We start from the raw sequence: 19,603 nt of genomic DNA, 5'->3' as shown, positions 1-19,603 counted from the left end.
GATCCTACAGGGGATAGCGGTGTTCAGCGGGTATGAGCCTGCTCAACCAGCCAGAGCATCAGTTCCTCAAGTTGCGGCGAGGGTTCGGCTCCAGCAGGCACCACCACGTAATACGCCAACCCCGTCTTCACCTTCAATTCAAACGGCATCACCAGCCGTCCGGCGTTCAGATCATCACCAATCAGCGACCAATCCCCGATCGCTACTCCCGTGCCATGGGAGGCCATCGACATCGCCTGATCCAGCGTTTCGAAATGCTGGCCGCTGCCCAGGTTACTCAGTTGCAAACCCGCCGCATCAAGCCACACCGACCAGTCCTGAATATCGTGGGTTGGATGCAATAACAGATGCTCCTGCAGATCATTCGGTGATTTCAGTGCGGGCGAACCTTTGAGCAGTTGCGGCGAGCAGACCGGTGTCAATTGTTCGTCGAACAGATGCAGCGCGCCTGGCGAATGGTCCGGTGGCGGGCCGTAAATCACGGCGGCATCGAATTGCTCGCGCTGAAAATCCACACCGTGTTGCAGCGACGCTGTCAGCTTCACCGGCACGTCCGGGCGCTCCTTCTGCCATTGCAGCAGGCGCGGCAGCAGCCAGCGCATCACGCAGCTTGGTGCCTTGAGTTGCAAGGTTTGCCGCGCCTGACCGATCTGCTCGGTCGCTTCACTGATCAGCCCGAAGACCTTCTCCACCTGCGGCAACCATTCCCGTCCTTCGGCCGTCAGCGCCAAGCCTCTGGCCAAACGAATGAACAACGGATAACCGAGCTGTTCTTCCAGCCCGGCGATCTGTCGGCTTACCGCGCCCTGAGTGAGGTGCAACTGCTCGGCGGCGCGGGTGAAGTTGCAGCATTGCGCGGTGATCCAGAACGTATGCAGAGCGGGCAGGGGAGGCAGGCGTTTCATGGCGATCCGAGGTATGACGTGAGGACATGGCTAGTATGACTTTTAATCGATTGTTGCTGCCAGCTGCGCGCCGTTCCAATAGACCCATGTGCAGACCCGCTTCCACAGGGAATCTGTGTTTCAGCGAACAACAACAGGCAATCAACATGGCAACGTGCGGCGAAGTACTGGTCAAGTTACTCGAGAGTTATGGGGTCGAACAGGTATTCGGCATTCCCGGTGTGCACACCGTTGAGCTGTACCGAGGTCTGGCCCGTTCGAGCATCAACCACGTCACGCCTCGCCACGAACAGGGCGCGGGTTTCATGGCCGACGGCTATGCGCGTACCAGCGGCAAACCCGGTGTGTGCTTTATCATCACCGGCCCGGGCATGACCAATATCACCACGGCCATGGGTCAGGCTTACGCCGATTCGATTCCGATGCTGGTGATTTCCAGCGTGCAGTCACGCAGCCAGTTGGGCGGTGGGCGCGGCAAGTTGCATGAACTGCCGAATCAAAGCGCACTGGTCGGCGGCGTCGCAGCGTTTTCGCACACGCTGATGTCCGCCGCCGAACTTCCGGTGCTGTTGGCGCGTGCGTTTGCCTTGTTCCAGGCCGGGCGACCGCGTCCGGTGCACATCGAAATTCCGCTGGACGTGCTGGTGGAACAAGCCGATGACCTGCTCGCCAGCCTGCCGGTGAATATCGACCGTGCCGGCGCCGCACCGGCTGCGGTGAGTCGCATGAGCGAACTGCTCGCTAACGCGCAACGTCCGCTGATTCTCGCTGGTGGCGGCGCTATCGACGCGGCGCCGCAGCTCACGCAAATCGCCGAATTGCTCGACGCTCCAGTGGCGCTGACCATCAACGCCAAAGGCATGCTGCCGACCAGCCATCCGTTGTTGATCGGTTCGACGCAAAGCCTGGTCGCCACCCGCGCACTGGTCGCTGAAGCGGACGTGGTGCTGGCGATCGGCACCGAGCTGGCCGAGACCGATTACGACGTGACCTTCGCCGGCGGCTTCGAGATTCCCGGCAAGCTGCTGCGCATCGACATCGATACCGATCAGACCGTGCGCAACTACCCGCCGCACGTCGCACTGGTCGCTGATGCGCGCAACGCCGCGCAAGCGTTGCTCAGTACGCTGACGCAAAAGCCGCTGGCCGATCGCCGCAATGATTGGGGCCAGGTTCGCGCAGCGCGTCTGCGTGATGAATTGGCGGCGAGCTGGGATGCGCCGACGCTGGCGCAGACGTGTTTGCTTGAAACCGTGTTGCACGAATTGCCCGAAGCGGTGTTCGTCGGCGACTCGACGCAACCGGTGTACACCGGCAATCTCACTTTCAACCCCGAGCGACCACGCCGCTGGTTCAATGCATCCACCGGTTACGGCACCCTCGGCTATGCATTGCCGGCGGCAATTGGTGCGTGGCTCGGTGGGCAACCCGATAACGGCGCGCGCCCGCCAGTGGTGTGCCTGATCGGCGACGGCGGCTTGCAGTTCACGCTGCCGGAACTGGCCAGCGCCGTCGAAGCGTGGGTGCCGGTGATCGTCCTGCTGTGGAATAACCAGGGTTACGAGGAGATCAAAAAGTACATGGTCAACCGCGCCATCGAACCGGTCGGCGTGGACATCTACACCCCTGACTTCGTTGCCGTAGCCAAGGGCCTCGGCTGCGCTGCGCAAACCATCAGCAGCGTTGAAGAGCTGCGCGCAGCGCTGCGCAAGGCGACGGACCGGCAAGGCCCGACGCTGATTGAAATCGACCAGAACCAGTGGATGCAGGCGGTGGCCAAATGATCAGTTTCCTGACCACACTCGACGGTCTCTACATCAACGGCCAATGGTCGTCGGGCCGCGAACATCTGCGCGTGATCAATCCCGCCAGCGAGGCGCTGCTGACCACGGTCAATGGCGGTGACGAACACGCCGTGGATCAAGCGATCAGCGCAGCGACCGAGGCGTTCGAACACTGGTCGAAAACCACCGGCGCCGAGCGCGCTGCGGTTTTGCGCAACATTGCCAATGGCGTGCGCAACGGTCGCGAGCATTTGATGAAATTGCAGTCGAGCAACAACGGCAAACCGCAGTTCGAAGCGGCCATCGATGTCGATGACGTGGCCGCCACTTTCGACTATTACGCCGAGCTCGCCGAAGGCCTCGACGCCAGGCAGGACAGCAACGTGCCGCTGCCAAGCGAGGATTTCAGCGCACGCCTGCGTCGTGAGCCGTGCGGCGTGGTCGGGCTGATCGTGCCGTGGAATTTCCCCATGGTCACCACTGCATGGAAACTGGCGCCCGCCCTGGCTGCCGGTTGCTGCGTGGTGCTCAAGCCCTCGGAGGTGACGCCGTTGCCGGAGCTGGAATTGGCCGCGATCATTGCCGGATCCGGCTTGCCCGGCGGCGTGTTCAATCTGGTCTGCGGCACCGGTCTGGCAGTGGGCGCACCGTTATCGGCCGATCCACGCATTGCCAAAATTTCCTTTACCGGCAGCAATGCGGTTGGCGTGCAGGTGATGCAACGCGCTGCCGAAACAGTGAAAGGTGTGAGCCTGGAATTGGGAGGCAAATCTTCGTTGCTGGTGCTGGCGGACGCTGACCTGGAGCTGGCGGTGGAACTGGCCTGTGGCGGTGCGTTCTTCAACGCCGGGCAAATGTGTTCGGCCACCAGTCGGGTGCTGGTCGCCGAGCAATTGATGGATGAATTTCTTCAGCGTCTGCAAAAGCGCGCAGAGGCGATTCGAGTCGCCGACCCGTTCGACCCGGAGGTCGAGATGGGCGCGCTCGTCAATCAGGCGCAGTACCAACGGGTGCTCGGGCATATCGATCGTGGTCTGAGCGCTGGTGCCCGTTTGCTCTGTGGCGGCAATCGTCCGGCGGATCTGCCGCGCGGTTATTTTCTGCAACCGACGGTGTTCACCGATGTGCCGCTGGACAGCGCGTTATGGCGTGAAGAGATTTTCGGGCCGGTGGTGTGTGTGCGCAGTTTCAGCACGCAGGCCGAGGCAATTGCCTTGGCCAACGACAGCCAGTTCGGCTTGGTCGCGAGTGTGGTGACGCGTGATGCCGCAACGGCAGATCGCGTGGCCAATGCGTTGCAGGCGGGGCTGGTGTGGATCAATGCGCCGCAGGTGATCTTCCCGCAGGCGGCATGGGGTGGTTACAAGCAGAGCAGTGTCGGTCGTGAGCTGGGGCCTTGGGGGTTGGCAGCTTTTCAAGAGATCAAGCATGTGATCCGGGCGGTCTGATCACAAAGATGTAGCGCCTGGACTGACCCCTTCGCGTTCAGGCTCGCTCCAACATTGGAATGCATTTCCCTGTGGGAGCGAGCCTGCTCGCGAAAGCGCCATAAGCCTCGCTTCAGATACCGGATCAGACCGACAGCCGCAGCCGCGCCAGATCTCGCAACGGTGGCGCGCCAAACAGCCGGCTGTACTCACGGCTGAACTGCGACGGACTTTCATAGCCCACCCGATACCCCGCCGCCGACGCTTCCAGCCCTTCGGTCAACATCAGGCGTCGCGCTTCCTGCAGGCGCAACTGCTTCTGATACTGCAACGGACTCATCGCGGTCATCGCCTTGAAGCGGTGATGCAGCGTCGACACGCTGAGGTTCACTTCCCGGGCCAGATCATCGATGCGCAGCGGCTGCTCGAAATTGCCGTTGAGCCATTTGATCGCCTGGCTGATGCGATGGCTCTGGCTGTTGGCGATCGCAATCTCGTACAAACGATGACCCTGCGGACTGCGCAGCAGGCGATAGAGGATCTCTCGGCGAATCAGCGGCGCGAGCATGGCAATGTCTTTCGGCGCGTCGAGCAGTCGCGCCAGACGCAGCACCGCGTCGAGCATGGCGCTGTCGATTTTTTCCACGTACAGACCGCGTCCGGTCGGCCGCGTCGGAACGCCCATCGGGCCGGCGTCGGCGATCAGCGCGGTGATTTCGGTCGGGTCGATGTCCAGCCGCACGGCGAGGATCGGCTCCTCTGGCGAGACGTTGACCACGCGCCCGCTGAGCGGCATCGAAACGGACACAACCAGGTAATTCAGCGGGTCGTAGTTGAAGAACTCATCGGCCAGGCGGACCTCTTTGCGCCCCTGCGCCATGATGCACAGCGCCGGTTGCGCGAGCACCGGGGCGAAATCATGGGACTTGGTGTGGCGCGACATCACCAGCGAGCCGATAGCGGTCTGGTAGCTGCCATCTTCGCTGGTGTTGCGGCGGATGATCGCCGCCAGCTCCGCGCGCTGCTTTTCCATATCTGCGCTGGGTTCGGCTTGAAAACGGTCGAATGACGTCATGCACGGCATCCTCGGCAAGAGAGGGGGAATGCAACAGAGCATATGTTTGTGCAAGCAGCAGCGGTAGACACATTCTGCCAAATGCTTGCCTGATTCTGCATCGCGCCGTTCGCGACCGTCGCCGACACGCCCGACCGTAGGAGCTGCCGAAGGCTGCGATCTTTTGATTTTTTGTTTTTCAGATCAAAAGATCGCAGCCTTCGGCAGCTCCTGCAGGGCCGTGGCGGCGGCCGGGGTTTTGGCAAGTCTCGCAGGATTGTGCAACGCGAAGGCAGGAATCGACTAACGGCGCAGCCGCTGCGGCCCTTAATCTTTGCTTCAGTCGCAGCCCGTCCCCCGGCTGTCACGCGATTTCATGGAGGGTTGATCATGTCCAAGCAGATGCCTGTCAGTCATATGGCCTTCGTTCGTGCCCAGGCCGGGCGTTCGGCGGAACTCGGTGTGCGCCTGAGCGCGTTGATCGAAGTCTCGCGCGCAGCCCCCGGCTGCCTGAGTTTTTCGTTGCAACAATCGCAGTGCGACACTGACCTGTGGCTGGTCAGCGGCTACTGGAGCAGTCAGCAGATGATGACTGCTTATTTCAACAGTGCGTCGATGGAAGTGTTCGCCGAGCTGGTCCAGGACCTGGTGGTCAACAGCCTCGACTTTCATACCTTCAGAGACGTCTCGGCCGCGCAGGCCCTCGGTCAATGCTCGGCACCGATACACAAACTCGCCGGTTGAGGGTTTAATGTCCGGCTTAATTATTGAGCCAGGATCCGCGACATGGCACGTAAAGAGTTTGAACGCTTCGAAGCAGTCTCCGCAGTCGTCCCCGTCGAGCTGGGCGGCAACAAGGGTTATTACGCGGCTATCGCAGTCAAGCCCCTGGTCGATGGCGGCGCACCACGCTTTCACAAATTGCTGAACGAGCAGGTGTTTCCCGGCGCCATCGCTGCCGATGACGCGGCCATCAATGAACTGGACAAACTCAAGGGCGTCACTGACGACGCCGAGCTGATCTGGTAATTACTTCTGCGCGCCCGGGCGCCACATCTTGAACAGGGCTTCAGGTCCCAGCTGGAAATAATCCGCCGGCCCGCCGCCGCGCAGAATCGGCTGTGCGGCGGCGGTGTCGTAGATGCCGTCCTTCAGCAGCCATTTGGCGATGTGCACCGCGACTACTTCGCCGAGGATCAGCCAGCTCGGCACGGTTTCGCCATCGGCGCGTTGCAGCTGGATGATCTGCGTGACCTTGCACTCGAAGGACACCGGGCTTTCGGCGACCCGTGGTACCGAAATCACCTTTGACGCCACGGTCGTCAGCCCCGCCAATTCAAACTCGTTGACCTCAGGCGCGACCATCGCGCAGCTCTGGTTCATCTGCTCGGCCAGCGGGCGGGTGGCGAGGTTCCAGACGAACTCACCGGTCTGCTCGATATTGTTCAGACTGTCTTTGCGCCCGACGCTGGAGAAACCGATGATCGGCGGAACGTAATTGAAGGCGTTGAAGAAACTGTACGGCGCGAGATTGAGTCGGCCTTCGGCATCCTGCGAGGAAATCCAGCCGATGGGGCGCGGGCCGACGATGGCGTTGAACGGATCGTGAGGCAGGCCGTGGCCGTTGGCGGGTTCGTAGAAGTGGATGTCATCGGGCATGGGGAGCGGATTCCTGAGCTGCATTCGGATGCAGCCATAGTGCTAGGACACCGCGCAGATTTCCACCCGGACATGGCTTGGGAAAACGATGAAATAGCCTTGTGGGAGCGGGCTTGCTCGCGAAAGCGGTGGGTCAGTAAAAGAGATGCTTACTGACCCACCGCTTTCGCGAGCAAGCCCGCTCTCACAGTTGCGATGTGTTGCTCTGTGGGAGCGAGTCGCAAAACCAGTGTTGCAGTGGCTGCAAAGCCCTGTCAGTCAGTCACGATCCGCGAATGCTTCTGGGTGTCTTTCATGGTGATGTACACCAGCAGCGACACGGCGATGCACGCTGTCACGTACCAGTAGTAACCGGTTTCCATGCCGATGCTCTTGAACCACAGCGCGATGTATTCGGCGGTGCCGCCGAAGATCGATACGGTCAGTGCGTACGGCAGGCCAACGCCCAGGGCGCGGATTTCGGTCGGGAACAATTCGGCTTTCACCACTGCGTTGATCGAGGTGTAGCCGCTGACGATGATCAGCGCGGCCATGATCAGGAAGAACGCGCCCCACCAGGTCTGGATCGTGTGCAGGGTCATCAGGATCGGCACGGTGAAGATCGTACCGAGCACGCCGAAGGCGATCAGGATCGGACGCCGGCCGATCTTGTCCGACAGGCCGCCGATGATCGGTTGCAGGCACATGAACAGGAACAGCGTGGCAGCGGAAATGGTGGTCGAGTCGGAGATGCTCATGCCGACCGTGTTCACCAGGTATTTCTGCATGTAGGTGGTGTAGGTGTAGAACGCCAGTGTGCCGCCCATGGTCAGGCCGACCACGGTCAACAGCTCTTTCGGGTGGCGCATCAAAGTGCGCATGGCGCTTTCTCTGGACTTTTCTTTCTTGGTGAACGACTCGGTTTCTTCCATGCCGCGACGCAGGTACAGCGCTACCACTGCGCAGAGCGCGCCAATGGCAAACGGAATGCGCCAGCCCCACGCGTACAGCTGTTCGGTGGTCAGGGTGTTCTGCAGCACGATCAACACGCCGAGGGCGATGAGCTGGCCGGAAATCAGCGTCACGTACTGGAAGCTGGAGAAGAAGCCGCGACGTTCCTTGGTGGCCATCTCGGACAGGTAAGTCGCTGAAGTACCGTACTCGCCGCCGACCGACAGGCCCTGCAGCAGACGGGCGAAAACCAGCAGGATCGGCGCGCCGATGCCGATGGTTTCATAGTTCGGACTCAGCGCGATCAGCAGCGAGCCGAAGCACATCAGGTAGACCGAAGCCATCAGCGCTTTCTTGCGCCCGACCTTGTCGGCGTACATGCCCATCAGCCAGCCACCGATCGGGCGCATCAGGAAGCCCACGGCGAAAATCGCGGCGGTGTTCATCAGCTGCGCGGTGGTGGAACCGGCGGGGAAAAAGGTCTTGGCGAAGTACAGGGAGAAGGCGGCGTACACATACCAGTCGTACCACTCGACCATGTTGCCGACGGAGCCGCTGAAGATCGATTTGATCCGGCTCGCAGTGGTTCGCGGTTTGGCCGGCACGGCAGCCGACCCGAGGGGCAGGGCGTTGGAGTTATCCATTGAAGGATCCTTCGTTTAATTGTTTTTGTGGAGCGCGTCGGAACGCAGCCTGCTGGGGCTATAGCAGGAGGTGTGCCAACGGGGGGAGGGCCGGTTTAGAGGGGGGGGCGGGATCGGGTGAGCGGAATGTTGCCGAAGAATTCGAATCGATGAGCGGATTTCCGCTTATGTGATCGTTCCCACGCTCTGCGTGGGAATGCCTCAACAGACGCTCCGCCTTCGGCTTCGAAGGGGACGCGGAGCGTCCCGGGCTGCATTCCCGCGCGGAGCGTGGGAACGATCAACTCAGCTGTCGGAGACAAACATCTCCCGACTCAACCCATGTCGCTGCATCTTTTCATTGAATGTCCGGCGCGGCAGTTGCAGCTCCTCAAGCACCGCTTTCACATCCCCTTTGTTCCGGGTCAATGCCGCGCGCAGGCAGTGCGCTTCGAAGGCTTCCTGCTGCGCCGCCAGCGATTGCCCAGGGTCAATCCCGGTGACCGGTTCATCCAGCCCCAACACCTGACGCTCAGCGACGTTGGCCAGTTCGCGCACGTTGCCCGGCCAGTCGTGGCTGAGCAGATGGCTTAATTGCGCGCCTGTCAGCGGCGCAAACGTTCGGCCCAGGCGCTGAGCGGCGTTGTGGGCAAACGTCTCGAACAGCAACGGAATGTCTTCGCGGCGATCACGCAGCGGCGGCAGGCGCAGTTGGGCAACGTTCAGACGATACGCCAGATCCTCGCGAAAACGCCCGGCGCGGGCTTCGTCGAGCAGGTCCGGTTTGGTCGCCGCGACGATACGCAAATCGACACGAATGCTTTGGTTCGATCCCAGCCGTTCGAGCTTTTGCTCCTGCAAGACCCGCAGCAATTTCACCTGCTGGGCCAGCGGCATGCTTTCGATCTCGTCGAGAAACAGCGTGCCGCCATCGGCGTATTCCAGTTTGCCGATGCGCTTGCCCGAGGCGCCGGTAAACGCGCCGCTCTCATGGCCGAACAGCTCGGCCTCGAACAGTTGCTCCGGAATCGCCGCGCAGTTCAGCGCCACGAACGGCTTGCCGGCGCGCGGGCCGAAATCGTGCAGGCAACGCGCGACCAGTTCCTTGCCGCTGCCGGTTTCGCCACGGATCAGCACGTTGACCGGCAGCTTCGCCAGATCCAGCACCTGCCGACGTAATGTCTGCAAACCCCGGGATACGCCCAGCAGCGTCGCATCCAGCTTCGCGCGGTTGTCGGCCAGCTCGTGCAGGGCGCGGTTTTCCAGCACCAGACGGCGCTTGTCCAGCGCCCGGCGCAGGCTGCCCAGCAGCGTTTCCGGGCTGAACGGTTTTTCCAGAAAGTCGTAGGCGCCATCGCGCATCGCCTCGACCGCCATCGGCACGTCGCCATGGCCGGTGAGCAGAATCACTGGCAGATCGGCGTCGCGCTTTTGTACGGCGGCGAGCAATTGCAAACCGTCCATGCCGGGCATGCGCACGTCGCTCAGTATCACTCCGGCAAAATGTTCGGGGAGCGCCGCGAGGCATTCTTCGGCGCGGCTGAACAGTTGCACCTGGAACCCTGACAGGCTCAGCCACTGTTCAACGGCGTTGCGAATGCTGCTTTCATCGTCGATCACCATCACCGAGTCGAGCATCAGATGTGTGCCTCCAGATCGATTGGCAGGGTCAGGCTGAACACCGCGCCGTGTTCGCCATTCTCGACGCTCAGGCGCCCGCCGGATTCATGCACGATGGCGAATGAGACCGCCAGCCCCAGGCCGAGACCGTCCCCCACCGGTTTGGTGGTAAAGAAAGGATCGAACACCTGGCCCAGGTGTTCTTCGGCAATGCCGCCGCCGTTGTCGCTGACGCTGAGCCGCCACAATTGCTCATCCGCTTCGAGGCGGATTTCGACGCGCTTGCAGGCTTTACCCTGCATGGCATCCAGTGCATTGCGCAGCACATTGATCAGCACTTGTTCCAGGCGAATCGCATCACCGCGCACCCACGCCGGGCGTGCCAGATGCAGCACCAGGGTGACCTGCTCGTCACGCAGGCGCGCATCGAGCAGTTGCAGCGATTGATCGACCACCGTTGCCAGATCCAGACGTTCGCGCAAGCCGCTGGGGCTTTTGCGGGCAAAAGTCTTGAGATGGCCGGTGAGGGCAGCCATGCGCGTAAGCATGTCGTCCACCGGTTTCAGCGCTTTGTAGGCGTCATCGACGCGGCCATGTTCGAGCAGCAGGCGCAGGGTCGCCAGTTGCATGCGCTGGGCGGTCAGCGGTTGATTGATTTCGTGGGCCAGCGCGGCGGACATCTGCCCCAGCGCGGCGAGTTTGGCCGATTGCACCAGACCTTCCTGCGCGGTGCGCAAGTCGCGGGTGCGTTCTTCGACCAGGCGCTCGAGTTCTTCGCGATTGCGCTGACGGACCTTGGCCAGCCGCCAGCGCTGATTGAGAAACAGCAACAAAAACACCAGCGCCAGCCACACTCCGGCGGCAGCCAGCGCGGCGTTGCGCAATTCCTCGAAAGCCACGTGCGGGCGGCGCAGCAGGTGCAGGGTCCAGCCCTCGGTCGTCAGTGGTAGCGATTCCCAAAGATAGTCGGCAGTGCCGTCCGGGCCCTCGACCCGGCGCAGATCGCTGTTGTCATCGAAGCGCCTTAGCGGCAAATGAGTCAGCGGTACCAGCGATTGTTTGTCGTACTGACGCGTGGATTTGATCTCGGCCAGATCGCCCGCGCTCAGCGGCCGCAAGGCGCGATAACGCCAACCGGGTTGATTGGCGATGAAGGTGATCCCGCGCGCATCGCTGACCAGCAGCGTGTCGCTGCCCTGGCTCCATTCGCGCTCCAGCTCGGGAAATTCCAGCTTGACCACCATCGCACCGAGGAACTCGCCGTCGTCGCCGAGCACCGCGCTGGAAAGGAAATAACCGGGAATCCCACTGGTCACACCCACCGCGTAAAAACGTCCGGTGCCTTGGGTGCGAGTCTGGCTGAAGTAAGGGCGGAAGCCGTAATTGTGACCCACGTAGCTACTGGGCAAGCGCCAGTTGCTGGCGGCGACGGCCCGGCCGGTGCGATCCAGCAATTCAAGGGTCGAGGATTGCGCTGCACCGTTGATTTTTTCCAGCTTCAGATTCAGTGCCGCTTGCTGCGCGGCGTCGACAGGGCCAGCCAGCGCCGAACGCAATTGCGGATCCAGCGCCAGCACGGCGGGCAGGGCGCGGTAGCGATCAATCAGCGTGTGCAGTGAATTGGCGTACAGCGCCAGTTGCTGGTTGGCGCGCGCGGCGTCTTCTTCCTGCGCCTGCCGCTCGGCGTGGCGCATGGCGAGCGTCGCGGCCACGACCGTGCCGGCAATGATCAGCAGGGAATACAACGACAGACGCAGGGTACGGGAAGTCGGCAGCATGCTGGGCGCAAACGGTCAGAAAAGTCGGGCCGAGACCATAGCATGGCCCCGGCCCGCGTGCTCGCTGTCGCGGTATGTCCTTGTTGGTGCGTCGGGTGACCTCACTCAGCCTGGCAGATTCCAGCCGAGGCCAAACGAGCGGAAACCGTTTGGGCGGCTGCATGAGCATCTCGGTGGCGGATCAAGCCCATCACAGGGTGTTTTATGGCGCTCGGTCATCGTCATCGTCAACGAAAAACGGCCGGGGCATCTTTGCGGATGCACCGGCCGTTTTCATGACGCCAGAAGCTTACTGCACTTCCACCGCCAGACTTTCGCTGATCTTCTGTTGCCAGATTGCGGGACCGGTGATGTGCACCGACTCACCTTTGCTGTCCACCGCCACGGTGACCGGCATGTCCTTGACCTCGAACTCGTAGATCGCTTCCATGCCCAGCTCGGCAAACGCCAGCACCTTGGACTTCTTGATCGCTTGCGCAACCAGGTAAGCGGCGCCGCCGACAGCCATCAGGTACACAGCCTTGTTGTCCTTGATCGCCTCGATCGCGGTCGGGCCACGCTCGGACTTGCCGATCATGCCCAACAGGCCGGTCTGCTCAAGGATCTGGCGGGTGAACTTGTCCATCCGCGTCGCGGTGGTCGGGCCGGCAGGGCCAACCACTTCGTCACCGACCGGATCAACCGGGCCGACGTAGTAGATGAAGCGACCCTTGAGGTCGACCGGCAGGGTTTCGCCCTTGTTGAGCATTTCGACCATGCGCTTGTGCGCCGCGTCGCGACCGGTGAGCATCTTGCCGTTGAGCAGCACGGTTTCGCCCGGCTTCCAGCTCTGCACGTCTTCCGGAGTCAGGGTGTCGAGGTTGACGCGACGGGCCGACGGGCCAGCTTCCCAGACGATTTCCGGGTAGGCGTCCAGCGGTGGCGCTTCCAGCGAGGCCGGGCCGGAACCGTCGAGCACGAAGTGTGCGTGACGGGTGGCAGCGCAGTTGGGGATCATGCACACCGGCAGCGAGGCCGCGTGTGTCGGGTAGTCCATGATTTTCACGTCGAGCACGGTGGTCAGGCCACCCAGGCCCTGGGCGCCGATGCCCAACTGGTTGACCTTCTCGAACAGCTCCAGACGCATTTCTTCGATGCGGTTCTGCGGGCCACGGGCCTTGAGCTCGTGAATGTCGATGGATTCCATCAACACTTCCTTGGCCATCACCGCGGCTTTCTCGGCGGTGCCGCCGATACCGATGCCGAGCATGCCCGGTGGGCACCAGCCGGCGCCCATGGTCGGGACGGTCTTCAATACCCAGTCAACGATCGAGTCGGACGGGTTGAGCATGGCCATTTTCGACTTGTTCTCGGAACCGCCGCCCTTGGCCGCCACGTCCACTTCCACGGTGTTGCCCGGGACGATGGAGTAATGGATCACGGCCGGGGTGTTGTCCTTGGTGTTCTTGCGAGCGCCCGCCGGGTCGGCGAGGATCGAGGCGCGGAGGACGTTTTCCGGCAGGTTGTAGGCGCGACGCACGCCTTCGTTGATCATGTCGTCCAGGCCCATGGTGGCGCCATCCCAGCGCACGTCCATGCCGACACGCACGAACACGGTGACGATACCGGTGTCCTGGCAGATCGGGCGGTGGCCGGTCGCGCACATGCGCGAGTTGATCAGGATCTGCGCCATCGAATCACGGGCCGCTGGCGATTCTTCGCGCAGGTAGGCTTCGTGCATCGCCTGGATGAAATCGACGGGGTGGTAATAGGAAATGAACTGCAGGGCGTCGGCAACGCTCTGAATCAGGTCGTCTTGCTTGATCACGGTCATGAGTCGCGCTCCTCTAAAAGACGGGAACATTCAATAAGGTGCCTGCGGCTTGGGTGCATCGGTCGGTCGCAAGCACCTTTCAAGGCACGCCGGGGCTGCTGGCGCGACGCTAAAAAGGCGCGGCAGTATACCGCGCATCAAAGGGGCATACACGCGCCGGCAGTCATTCGTTGGTCGCATGTCTTTCGCATATTCCTGTAGGAGCTGCCGCAGGCTGCGATCTTTTGATTTTGTTTTTAAGGTCAAGATCAGAAGATCGCAGCCTGCGGCAGCTCCTACACTGAATATGTGGGTTTTTGACGCCATTTTCCCGGCCCGAAAATCGGTGGTCATTTAGCGACCGGGCCTCTAAAGTGGCATCCGGTCTGTAGAGTAGGACACTCGGTCAGCCTCCTATCGCACGGTGAGTCAACGATTGACCCATAACGCCATTCAACGCCTTTTGCTTAAACGCTTCGCCCTCGCTGCGGCCACCTACGGATTGGCTTTGCTGCTGCTGTGGCTGGCGTTTTTCACCGGGCATTACCAGCAATCGCTTAGTGGCGTTGCCATCGGCAGTGCCCTGGTGGTCATCAGCCAGGCGACGCTGTTCGGGCTGTTCTGGAGCGGTCGCAACCAGCGCTTCGTCGACCCCAGCCTGACCGAAGCGCAAGTATTGATGGGACTGGGCTGGCAGACCTGGCTGATCGCCCATGTCGACGAGGCGCGCGGCGCGTTTCTGGTGTTCTATGTGCTGATCCTGCTGTTCGGCCTGTTTCATCTCACGCGACACGTGTTCATCCGGTGCGCGCTGCTGGTGTTTTTCAGTTTCTGCGCGATCACCCTGTGGGACGCCTACCACTTGCGCCTCGCCGAGCCTGCGCTTGCGGCATTGCAGGTGTGCATTCTGGCGATGGTGCTGGCGTGGCTGGTGCTCTACGCCCGGTTTGTGCAGGTTTCGCGGCAACGCCAGCGGCAACGTCGGTTTGCCTTGCAGGCGCATCAGGACACCTTGCGCGGGATGATGCGTCAGCTAGAAGATCTGGTTGCCACCGACGAATTGACCGGGCTGTTCAATCGCCGACACTTCCTGCGCATCGCCTCGCGCGAGCTGAATGAGCTGGACAGCAACGTGATGCACGGGCTGGCGCTGATCGATCTGGATCACTTCAAACGCATCAATGACCTGCATGGCCACGCGGCCGGCGATCAGGTGCTGCAAGCGTTTGCCGGCGTGGCGCAAGCCTGCTTGCGCGATGGCGACGTGCTGGCTCGCTATGGTGGCGAGGAATTCGTGGTGCTGGTGCCCGACTGCGATGCCGAACGGCTGACGGCCTGTTGCGAACGCTTGCGCATTGCCTTCAGCGAGGTTGAATTGATGGGCCTGCAAGTGCGTAATCTGAGCCTGTCGGCGGGCATGACCCTGCTGTCCGTCGGCGATGATCTGGACGAAGCCTTGCAGCGTGCCGATCAGGCGCTGTACCGGGCCAAGCGTGACGGACGCAATCGTTGTGCCGCCGCGTGGGAGAACGTCGATGCCTGAATTGCGTGTCGGTGATCGGCAGTGGACGGTTGAAGCGGGCAGCAACCTGCTCGACAGTCTCAATCAAAACGGTGTCGCCGTGCCCTACAGCTGTCGCGCCGGCAGTTGCCACACCTGTCTGGTGCAATGCGTGCAAGGCCTGCCCAGCGACAACCGCCCGGACGCCTTGAGCGCCGAACAACGCCTGCAAGGCTGGCGGCTGGCCTGCCAATGCCAGGTAACAGAAGATCTGCAGGTGCACACTTTCGATCCGATCGCCGACGGTCGCCCGGCGCTGGTCGAGGCGCTGGACTGGCTCAGCGGCAACGTTCTGCGCCTGCGCCTGACCCCGCAACGGCCACTGCGCTACAGCGCTGGCCAGCATCTGGTGCTGTGGATCGGCCACGTCGCCCGTCCGTACTCGCTGGCAAGCCTGCCGCAAGAAGACCGATTCCTTGAATTTCACCTCGATTGCCGTCAGCCCGGCGAATTCATCGACGCTGCGCGCAAGCTGCAGATCGGCGACTCGATCCGCCTCGGCGAACTGCGCGGCGGCGCCTTGCACTACGACCCGGACTGGCACGCCCGGCCGCTGTGGCTGCTGGCCGCCGGCACCGGTTTAGGCCCATTGTTCGGCGTGTTGCGCGAAGCCTTGCGGCAGGATCACCAAGGCGCTATCCGCGTCATTCACCTGGCCCATGACGAACGCGAGCACTATTTGGCCAAACCCCTTGCCGCACTGGCCGCGCAGCGCGAAAACCTCAGCGTCGAGCTATGGACAGCGGCCGGGTCGGCCGACGCCCTGGCGCAACTGCGCCTTGTTTCCCGGCAGACCCTGGCCTTAGTCTGCGGCTCGACGGCCAGCGTCGACGCCTTCGCCAAGCGCTTGTACCTGGCCGGATTGCCGCGCAATCAACTGCTGGCCGACGTGTTCCTGTCCCGGGGTTGAGCGCTGATTTTTCAGACGCGAGACATGCCATGCCTGACACCATTTTGCTCGAACGCGAAGGCGGTTTGCTGACGCTTCGCCTCAACCGCCCGGACAAGAAAAACGCCCTGACCCGCGCCATGTACAGCCGTCTCGCCGAGGCGCTGGAGCTGGCCGGCAACGACCCGCAGATCAATGCTGTGCTGATCAGCGGCAGCGCCGAGTGCTTCACGGCCGGCAACGACATCGCCGATTTCCTCGAGCAACCGCCGAGCGACCTCGACAGCCCGGTGTTTCACTTCATGCTCAATCTGCTCGAATGCCGCAAACCGGTGATCGCCGCTGTCGCCGGTGCCGCGGTGGGTATCGGCACGACCCTGTTGCTGCACTGCGATCTGGTCTATGTCAGCCGTGACGCCCGGCTGCGCATGCCATTCGTCAATCTTGGTTTGTGCCCGGAATTCGGTTCCAGCCTGATCCTGCCGCGCTTGCTCGGTCAGGCGAAAGCGGCGCAGCTGTTGTTGCTCGGCGAAGGTTTCAGTGGTGAACAGGCTGCGCAGTGGGGGATTGCCACTCAAGCGCTGGACAGCGGTGAAGCGGCGTTGAGCAAGGCGCGGGAAATGGCGCTGCGTTTTGATGACTTGCCGACCGAAGCGGTACGCATCAGCAAGCAGTTGATGCGAGCGCCGGATCGCGAGTTGTTGCGCAAGGCGATCGAGCACGAGAGTGCGTTGTTCACTCAGCGCCTGCGTTCGCCGGAGGCATTGGCGGCGCTGACCGGATTTATCAAACGGCATTGAGATTTTCGCTGAACGTGCCGGCCTCTTCGCGAGCAAGCTCGCTCCCACATGGGAATGCGGTCCCTGTGGGAGCGAGCTTGCTCGCGAAGAGGGCAGATCAGTCGACAGCTCTTCCAGAGCAGTAAACAAAAAACCCCGGCACTCACATGCCGGGGCTTTTTTTTTCAGCGTGTCACTCAGACCTGAGGGTCACCCACGTGCAGGATCTTCATGCCATTGGTGCCACCGGTGGTGTGGTAGCTGTCGCCCTTGGTCAGGATGACCCAGTCGCCTTTTTCCACGACGCCGCGCTTGGTCAGTTCGTCGATGGCTTTCTGGCTGACTTCGTGCGGTTCCAGCGAGGCCGGATCGAACGGAATGGTGTAGACGCCACGGAACATCGCCGCGCGGGCCTGGGCTTCGCGGTGCGGGGTGAACGCGTAGATCGGCACCGAAGAGCGGATACGCGACATGATCAGCGGGGTGAAGCCGCTTTCAGTCAGGGCGATGATCGCTTTGACGCCCGGGAAGTGGTTGGCGGTGTACATGGTCGCCAGCGCAATGCTTTCGTCGCAGCGGCTGAATTCCTTGCCGATACGGTGGCTGGAGGTCTTGCCGGTCGGGTGCTTCTCGGCGCCGACGCAGATGCGCGCCATGGCCTGCACGGCTTCCAGCGGGTAGAGGCCTGCGGCGGATTCGGCCGAGAGCATCACGGCGTCGGTGTAGTCAAGCACGGCGTTGGCCACGTCGGACACTTCGGCGCGGGTCGGCATCGGGTTCTGGATCATCGACTCCATCATCTGGGTCGCCACGATCACTGCCTTGTTGTGGCGACGTGCGTGCAGAATGATTTTCTTCTGAATGCCCACCAGCTCGGCATCGCCGATTTCCACACCGAGGTCACCACGGGCAACCATTACCGCGTCGGAAGCCTTGATCAGACCGTCGAGGGTTTCGTCGTCGGCCACGGCTTCGGCGCGTTCGATCTTCGCCACCAGCCAGGCAGTGCCGCCGGCTTCGTCGCGCAGTTGACGGGCATATTCCATGTCGGCAGCGTCACGCGGGAAGGACACCGCGAGGTAGTCGACTTCCATTTCCGCAGCGAGCTTGATGTCGGCCTTGTCTTTTTCAGTCAGGGCCGGGGCAGTCAGGCCGCCACCGCGACGGTTGATGCCTTTGTGGTCCGAGAGCGGGCCGCCGATGGTCACGGTGCAATGCAAGGCATCGTCAGTCTGGGTATCAACGCGCATCACCACACGGCCGTCGTCGAGCAGCAGCTCGTCGCCCACGCCGCAGTCCTTGACCAGATCCGGGTAATCGATGCCGACCACCTGCTGGTTGCCTTCGGTCAACGGATGGCTGGTGGAAAAGGTGAACTTGTCACCGATCTTCAGCTCGATCTTCTTGTTGGCGAATTTGGCGATACGGATTTTCGGGCCTTGCAGGTCACCGAGCAGGGCGACAAAGCGGCCGTGCTTGGCAGCCAGGTCACGCACCAGCTTCGCGCGAGCCTTGTGCTCGTCGGGGGTGCCGTGGGAGAAGTTCAGACGGGCAACGTCCAGACCAGCCAGAATCAGCTGTTCGAGAACTTCCGGCGAGTTACTGGCCGGGCCAAGGGTAGCGACGATTTTGGTACGACGGACGGACATGCAAAGACTCCTGAGTTCAAGCGCCAGCGAAGGCTACTATGCTCAGAAGGTGTAGTCATTGTTCGTTTGCACTACTTATCGTTTTCTTTATTGAACCGACAACTGGCACAAACACTGCTGAAGATTTCACGGCAGGGGTCGATACAGAGCACAAGACAGGAGAACCCCCATGCGATTGTTGCCCATTGCCGCCCTTGCCCTCAGCGTCCTCGCCATGACGGGCTGCACCCGTTGGTCGATGAACCATCATTTGAACAACGCCTACAGCGCCTATGATCGCGGCAATTGCGAGCAGGTCATGCTTGAGCTGTCCAAGGTCGAACGCGCCAGCCGCGCCCGCCCTTACGTGTGGCCGGAAGTGTCGATGATGCGCGGCCAGTGCCTGGAGCGGCAGAAGTTGTACATCGACGCGGTGCAGACCTACCAGTTCATCATCGCTTCGTACCCGAACAGCGAATACGCCTACCGCGCTCGTGCGCGTCTGGAAACCTTGCAGAGCCTGGGCCATTACCCGACGCGCAGTGCCGCGGCAGTGGTGCGGCCGACACGCTTCTAACGGCGCTTCTCATACAAATTCTGGCCGTCTGTACAAGCTCCGCTATAGTCAAGGAAACCGTTTGGAGCCTTGTCTCGTTAACGGCGCAACACCTGCGACTGGCAGTGGTAGAGGTGACGGCGATTGGTGCGCCGTTCACACCGGAAGCGGGGAGAGCGGGCCTGCCGCACAGGTTCGTTCCGAAGCACAGATGCGGCTCCGTGACGGAGCCCTGCATGGCGAACCGCACATCATGTTTACCGACCGCCGGATCGAACGGCATCAGTTGCCGTATTACCTCAGAGTGTTCAACAGCGTCACCGACAAACCCGTCGGCTTTCTCGGCAATGTGTCTGCAGACGGGCTGATGCTGATCAGCCAGCTGCCAATGATGGTTGGCGCCGATTTCCAGTTACGCCTCAAGGTTCCCGCCCGCGATGGCAGCCAGCAGATCATCGATTTCAGCGCCTGTTGCGTGTGGTGCCATGAAGACGCCACGCCGCTGCACTACGACGCCGGTTTCATCCTGCGGCGCGCGCCGGCGGAGTTCGGGCAACTGATTCTGGCGTTGCAGCAGTACTTCAGTTTTCAGCCGCTGCCGGCGTCGGCCTGAGTCGA

The 19,603-nt window shown here is 61.8% G+C and carries 17 protein-coding genes; 9 read left to right on the top strand and 8 right to left on the bottom strand.

Features of this window, described 5'->3' with window-relative positions; genetic code table 11:
- Positions 1 to 23 precede the first annotated feature (23 nt).
- Positions 24 to 905 (bottom strand): LysR substrate-binding domain-containing protein, encoded by an 882-nt coding sequence (locus ACP7D9_RS12605; RefSeq protein ID WP_426157727.1) that lies wholly within the window; start codon positions 903 to 905, stop codon positions 24 to 26.
- 146 nt (positions 906 to 1,051) lie between these two features.
- Between ACP7D9_RS12605 and ACP7D9_RS12600 the strand changes: the two genes are divergently transcribed.
- Positions 1,052 to 2,689: a 5-guanidino-2-oxopentanoate decarboxylase gene (locus ACP7D9_RS12600; RefSeq protein ID WP_426157725.1), complete on the top strand. Its 1,638-nt coding sequence runs from the start codon at positions 1,052 to 1,054 to the stop codon at positions 2,687 to 2,689.
- Positions 2,689 to 4,137, top strand: a complete 1,449-nt coding sequence (locus ACP7D9_RS12595; protein WP_426157865.1) for an aldehyde dehydrogenase family protein — start codon at positions 2,689 to 2,691, stop codon at positions 4,135 to 4,137. Before ACP7D9_RS12600 ends, ACP7D9_RS12595 begins: the two co-directional genes overlap by 1 nt.
- A 124-nt stretch (positions 4,138 to 4,261) precedes the next feature.
- Here the strand turns inward: ACP7D9_RS12595 and ACP7D9_RS12590 are convergent, their stop codons facing one another.
- On the bottom strand, positions 4,262 to 5,191 hold the full coding sequence (locus tag ACP7D9_RS12590; RefSeq protein ID WP_426157723.1) for an AraC family transcriptional regulator N-terminal domain-containing protein: 930 nt from the start codon (positions 5,189 to 5,191) through the stop codon (positions 4,262 to 4,264).
- Between the two features lie 369 nt (positions 5,192 to 5,560).
- On the opposite strand from ACP7D9_RS12590, the gene ACP7D9_RS12585 reads away from it, so the two are divergent.
- Both ACP7D9_RS12585 and ACP7D9_RS12580 read left to right on the top strand, forming a co-directional pair.
- The gene (locus ACP7D9_RS12585) at positions 5,561 to 5,914 is read left to right on the top strand and encodes a putative quinol monooxygenase (RefSeq protein WP_426157721.1); all 354 of its coding nucleotides are present in this window, start codon (positions 5,561 to 5,563) and stop codon (positions 5,912 to 5,914) included.
- 42 nt (positions 5,915 to 5,956) lie between these two features.
- Positions 5,957 to 6,199 carry a hypothetical protein gene (locus ACP7D9_RS12580; protein WP_426157719.1) on the top strand — a complete coding sequence of 81 codons (243 nt, stop codon included), beginning with the start codon at positions 5,957 to 5,959 and terminating at the stop codon, positions 6,197 to 6,199.
- Here the strand turns inward: ACP7D9_RS12580 and ACP7D9_RS12575 are convergent, their stop codons facing one another.
- The 5 genes from ACP7D9_RS12575 to ACP7D9_RS12555 all read right to left on the bottom strand — a co-directional run bounded on the left by ACP7D9_RS12575 (position 6,200) and on the right by ACP7D9_RS12555 (position 13,593).
- A complete protein-coding gene (locus tag ACP7D9_RS12575) occupies positions 6,200 to 6,829 on the bottom strand; it encodes a flavin reductase family protein (RefSeq protein WP_071173402.1) in 630 nt (209 codons plus the stop codon).
- Between the two features lie 254 nt (positions 6,830 to 7,083).
- Positions 7,084 to 8,403 (bottom strand): MFS transporter, encoded by a 1,320-nt coding sequence (locus tag ACP7D9_RS12570; RefSeq protein WP_101162249.1) that lies wholly within the window; start codon positions 8,401 to 8,403, stop codon positions 7,084 to 7,086.
- 285 nt (positions 8,404 to 8,688) lie between these two features.
- Entirely contained in the window at positions 8,689 to 10,020 is a 1,332-nt protein-coding gene (locus tag ACP7D9_RS12565) for a sigma-54-dependent transcriptional regulator (RefSeq protein WP_426157716.1), read from the bottom strand.
- Complete coding sequence (locus ACP7D9_RS12560) at positions 10,020 to 11,780, bottom strand: sensor histidine kinase (RefSeq protein ID WP_426157714.1); 1,761 nt, start codon at positions 11,778 to 11,780, stop codon at positions 10,020 to 10,022. Before ACP7D9_RS12560 ends, ACP7D9_RS12565 begins: the two co-directional genes overlap by 1 nt.
- 289 nt (positions 11,781 to 12,069) lie before the next feature.
- Positions 12,070 to 13,593, bottom strand: a complete 1,524-nt coding sequence (locus tag ACP7D9_RS12555) for a fumarate hydratase (protein WP_007916251.1) — start codon at positions 13,591 to 13,593, stop codon at positions 12,070 to 12,072.
- A 415-nt stretch (positions 13,594 to 14,008) separates the two neighbouring features.
- Here ACP7D9_RS12555 and ACP7D9_RS12550 point away from each other — a divergent pair, with 415 nt between their 5' ends.
- The 3 genes from ACP7D9_RS12550 to ACP7D9_RS12540 are packed head-to-tail and all read left to right on the top strand — an operon-like array spanning position 14,009 to position 16,822.
- Positions 14,009 to 15,115, top strand: a complete 1,107-nt coding sequence (locus ACP7D9_RS12550; RefSeq protein ID WP_101155684.1) for a GGDEF domain-containing protein — start codon at positions 14,009 to 14,011, stop codon at positions 15,113 to 15,115.
- Entirely contained in the window at positions 15,108 to 16,043 is a 936-nt protein-coding gene (locus tag ACP7D9_RS12545; protein WP_101155686.1) for an iron-sulfur-binding ferredoxin reductase, read from the top strand. Before ACP7D9_RS12550 ends, ACP7D9_RS12545 begins: the two co-directional genes overlap by 8 nt.
- Before the next feature lie 29 nt (positions 16,044 to 16,072).
- Positions 16,073 to 16,822: an enoyl-CoA hydratase-related protein gene (locus ACP7D9_RS12540; RefSeq protein WP_426157711.1), complete on the top strand. Its 750-nt coding sequence runs from the start codon at positions 16,073 to 16,075 to the stop codon at positions 16,820 to 16,822.
- A gap of 176 nt (positions 16,823 to 16,998) precedes the next feature.
- Here the strand turns inward: ACP7D9_RS12540 and pyk are convergent, their stop codons facing one another.
- Positions 16,999 to 18,450 (bottom strand): pyruvate kinase, encoded by a 1,452-nt coding sequence (pyk, locus tag ACP7D9_RS12535; protein WP_101155690.1) that lies wholly within the window; start codon positions 18,448 to 18,450, stop codon positions 16,999 to 17,001.
- A 169-nt stretch (positions 18,451 to 18,619) separates the two neighbouring features.
- On the opposite strand from pyk, the gene ACP7D9_RS12530 reads away from it, so the two are divergent.
- Both ACP7D9_RS12530 and ACP7D9_RS12525 read left to right on the top strand, forming a co-directional pair.
- On the top strand, positions 18,620 to 19,006 hold the full coding sequence (locus tag ACP7D9_RS12530; RefSeq protein ID WP_101155692.1) for a tetratricopeptide repeat protein: 387 nt from the start codon (positions 18,620 to 18,622) through the stop codon (positions 19,004 to 19,006).
- Positions 19,007 to 19,238: 232 nt separating this feature from the next.
- A complete protein-coding gene (locus ACP7D9_RS12525) occupies positions 19,239 to 19,598 on the top strand; it encodes a PilZ domain-containing protein (protein ID WP_101156399.1) in 360 nt (119 codons plus the stop codon).
- Positions 19,599 to 19,603 lie beyond the last annotated feature (5 nt).

The organism is Pseudomonas sp. TSRC2-2 (assembly GCF_049897785.1).
In the GTDB taxonomy this organism is placed as follows: Bacteria; Pseudomonadota; Gammaproteobacteria; order Pseudomonadales; family Pseudomonadaceae; genus Aquipseudomonas.
The sequence above is the reverse complement of the archived record's forward strand: the minus strand, read 5'-3'. Positions and strand labels throughout refer to the sequence as shown.

Excerpts from the sequence above, each read along its gene's own strand:
- ACP7D9_RS12560 (WP_426157714.1), bottom strand. The coding sequence starts at position 11,780 with ATGCTGCCGACTTCCCGTACCCTGCGTCTGTCGTTGTATTCCCTGCTG.
- ACP7D9_RS12525 (WP_101156399.1), top strand. The coding sequence starts at position 19,239 with ATGTTTACCGACCGCCGGATCGAACGGCATCAGTTGCCGTATTACCTC.
- ACP7D9_RS12585 (WP_426157721.1), top strand. The coding sequence starts at position 5,561 with ATGTCCAAGCAGATGCCTGTCAGTCATATGGCCTTCGTTCGTGCCCAG.
- ACP7D9_RS12600 (WP_426157725.1), top strand. The coding sequence starts at position 1,052 with ATGGCAACGTGCGGCGAAGTACTGGTCAAGTTACTCGAGAGTTATGGG.
- ACP7D9_RS12575 (WP_071173402.1), bottom strand. The coding sequence starts at position 6,829 with ATGCCCGATGACATCCACTTCTACGAACCCGCCAACGGCCACGGCCTG.
- ACP7D9_RS12545 (WP_101155686.1), top strand. The coding sequence starts at position 15,108 with ATGCCTGAATTGCGTGTCGGTGATCGGCAGTGGACGGTTGAAGCGGGC.
- ACP7D9_RS12530 (WP_101155692.1), top strand. The coding sequence starts at position 18,620 with ATGCGATTGTTGCCCATTGCCGCCCTTGCCCTCAGCGTCCTCGCCATG.
- ACP7D9_RS12605 (WP_426157727.1), bottom strand. The coding sequence starts at position 905 with ATGAAACGCCTGCCTCCCCTGCCCGCTCTGCATACGTTCTGGATCACC.
- ACP7D9_RS12580 (WP_426157719.1), top strand. The coding sequence starts at position 5,957 with ATGGCACGTAAAGAGTTTGAACGCTTCGAAGCAGTCTCCGCAGTCGTC.
- ACP7D9_RS12540 (WP_426157711.1), top strand. The coding sequence starts at position 16,073 with ATGCCTGACACCATTTTGCTCGAACGCGAAGGCGGTTTGCTGACGCTT.
- pyk (WP_101155690.1), bottom strand. The coding sequence starts at position 18,450 with ATGTCCGTCCGTCGTACCAAAATCGTCGCTACCCTTGGCCCGGCCAGT.
- ACP7D9_RS12590 (WP_426157723.1), bottom strand. The coding sequence starts at position 5,191 with ATGACGTCATTCGACCGTTTTCAAGCCGAACCCAGCGCAGATATGGAA.
- ACP7D9_RS12570 (WP_101162249.1), bottom strand. The coding sequence starts at position 8,403 with ATGGATAACTCCAACGCCCTGCCCCTCGGGTCGGCTGCCGTGCCGGCC.
- ACP7D9_RS12555 (WP_007916251.1), bottom strand. The coding sequence starts at position 13,593 with ATGACCGTGATCAAGCAAGACGACCTGATTCAGAGCGTTGCCGACGCC.
- ACP7D9_RS12565 (WP_426157716.1), bottom strand. The coding sequence starts at position 10,020 with ATGCTCGACTCGGTGATGGTGATCGACGATGAAAGCAGCATTCGCAAC.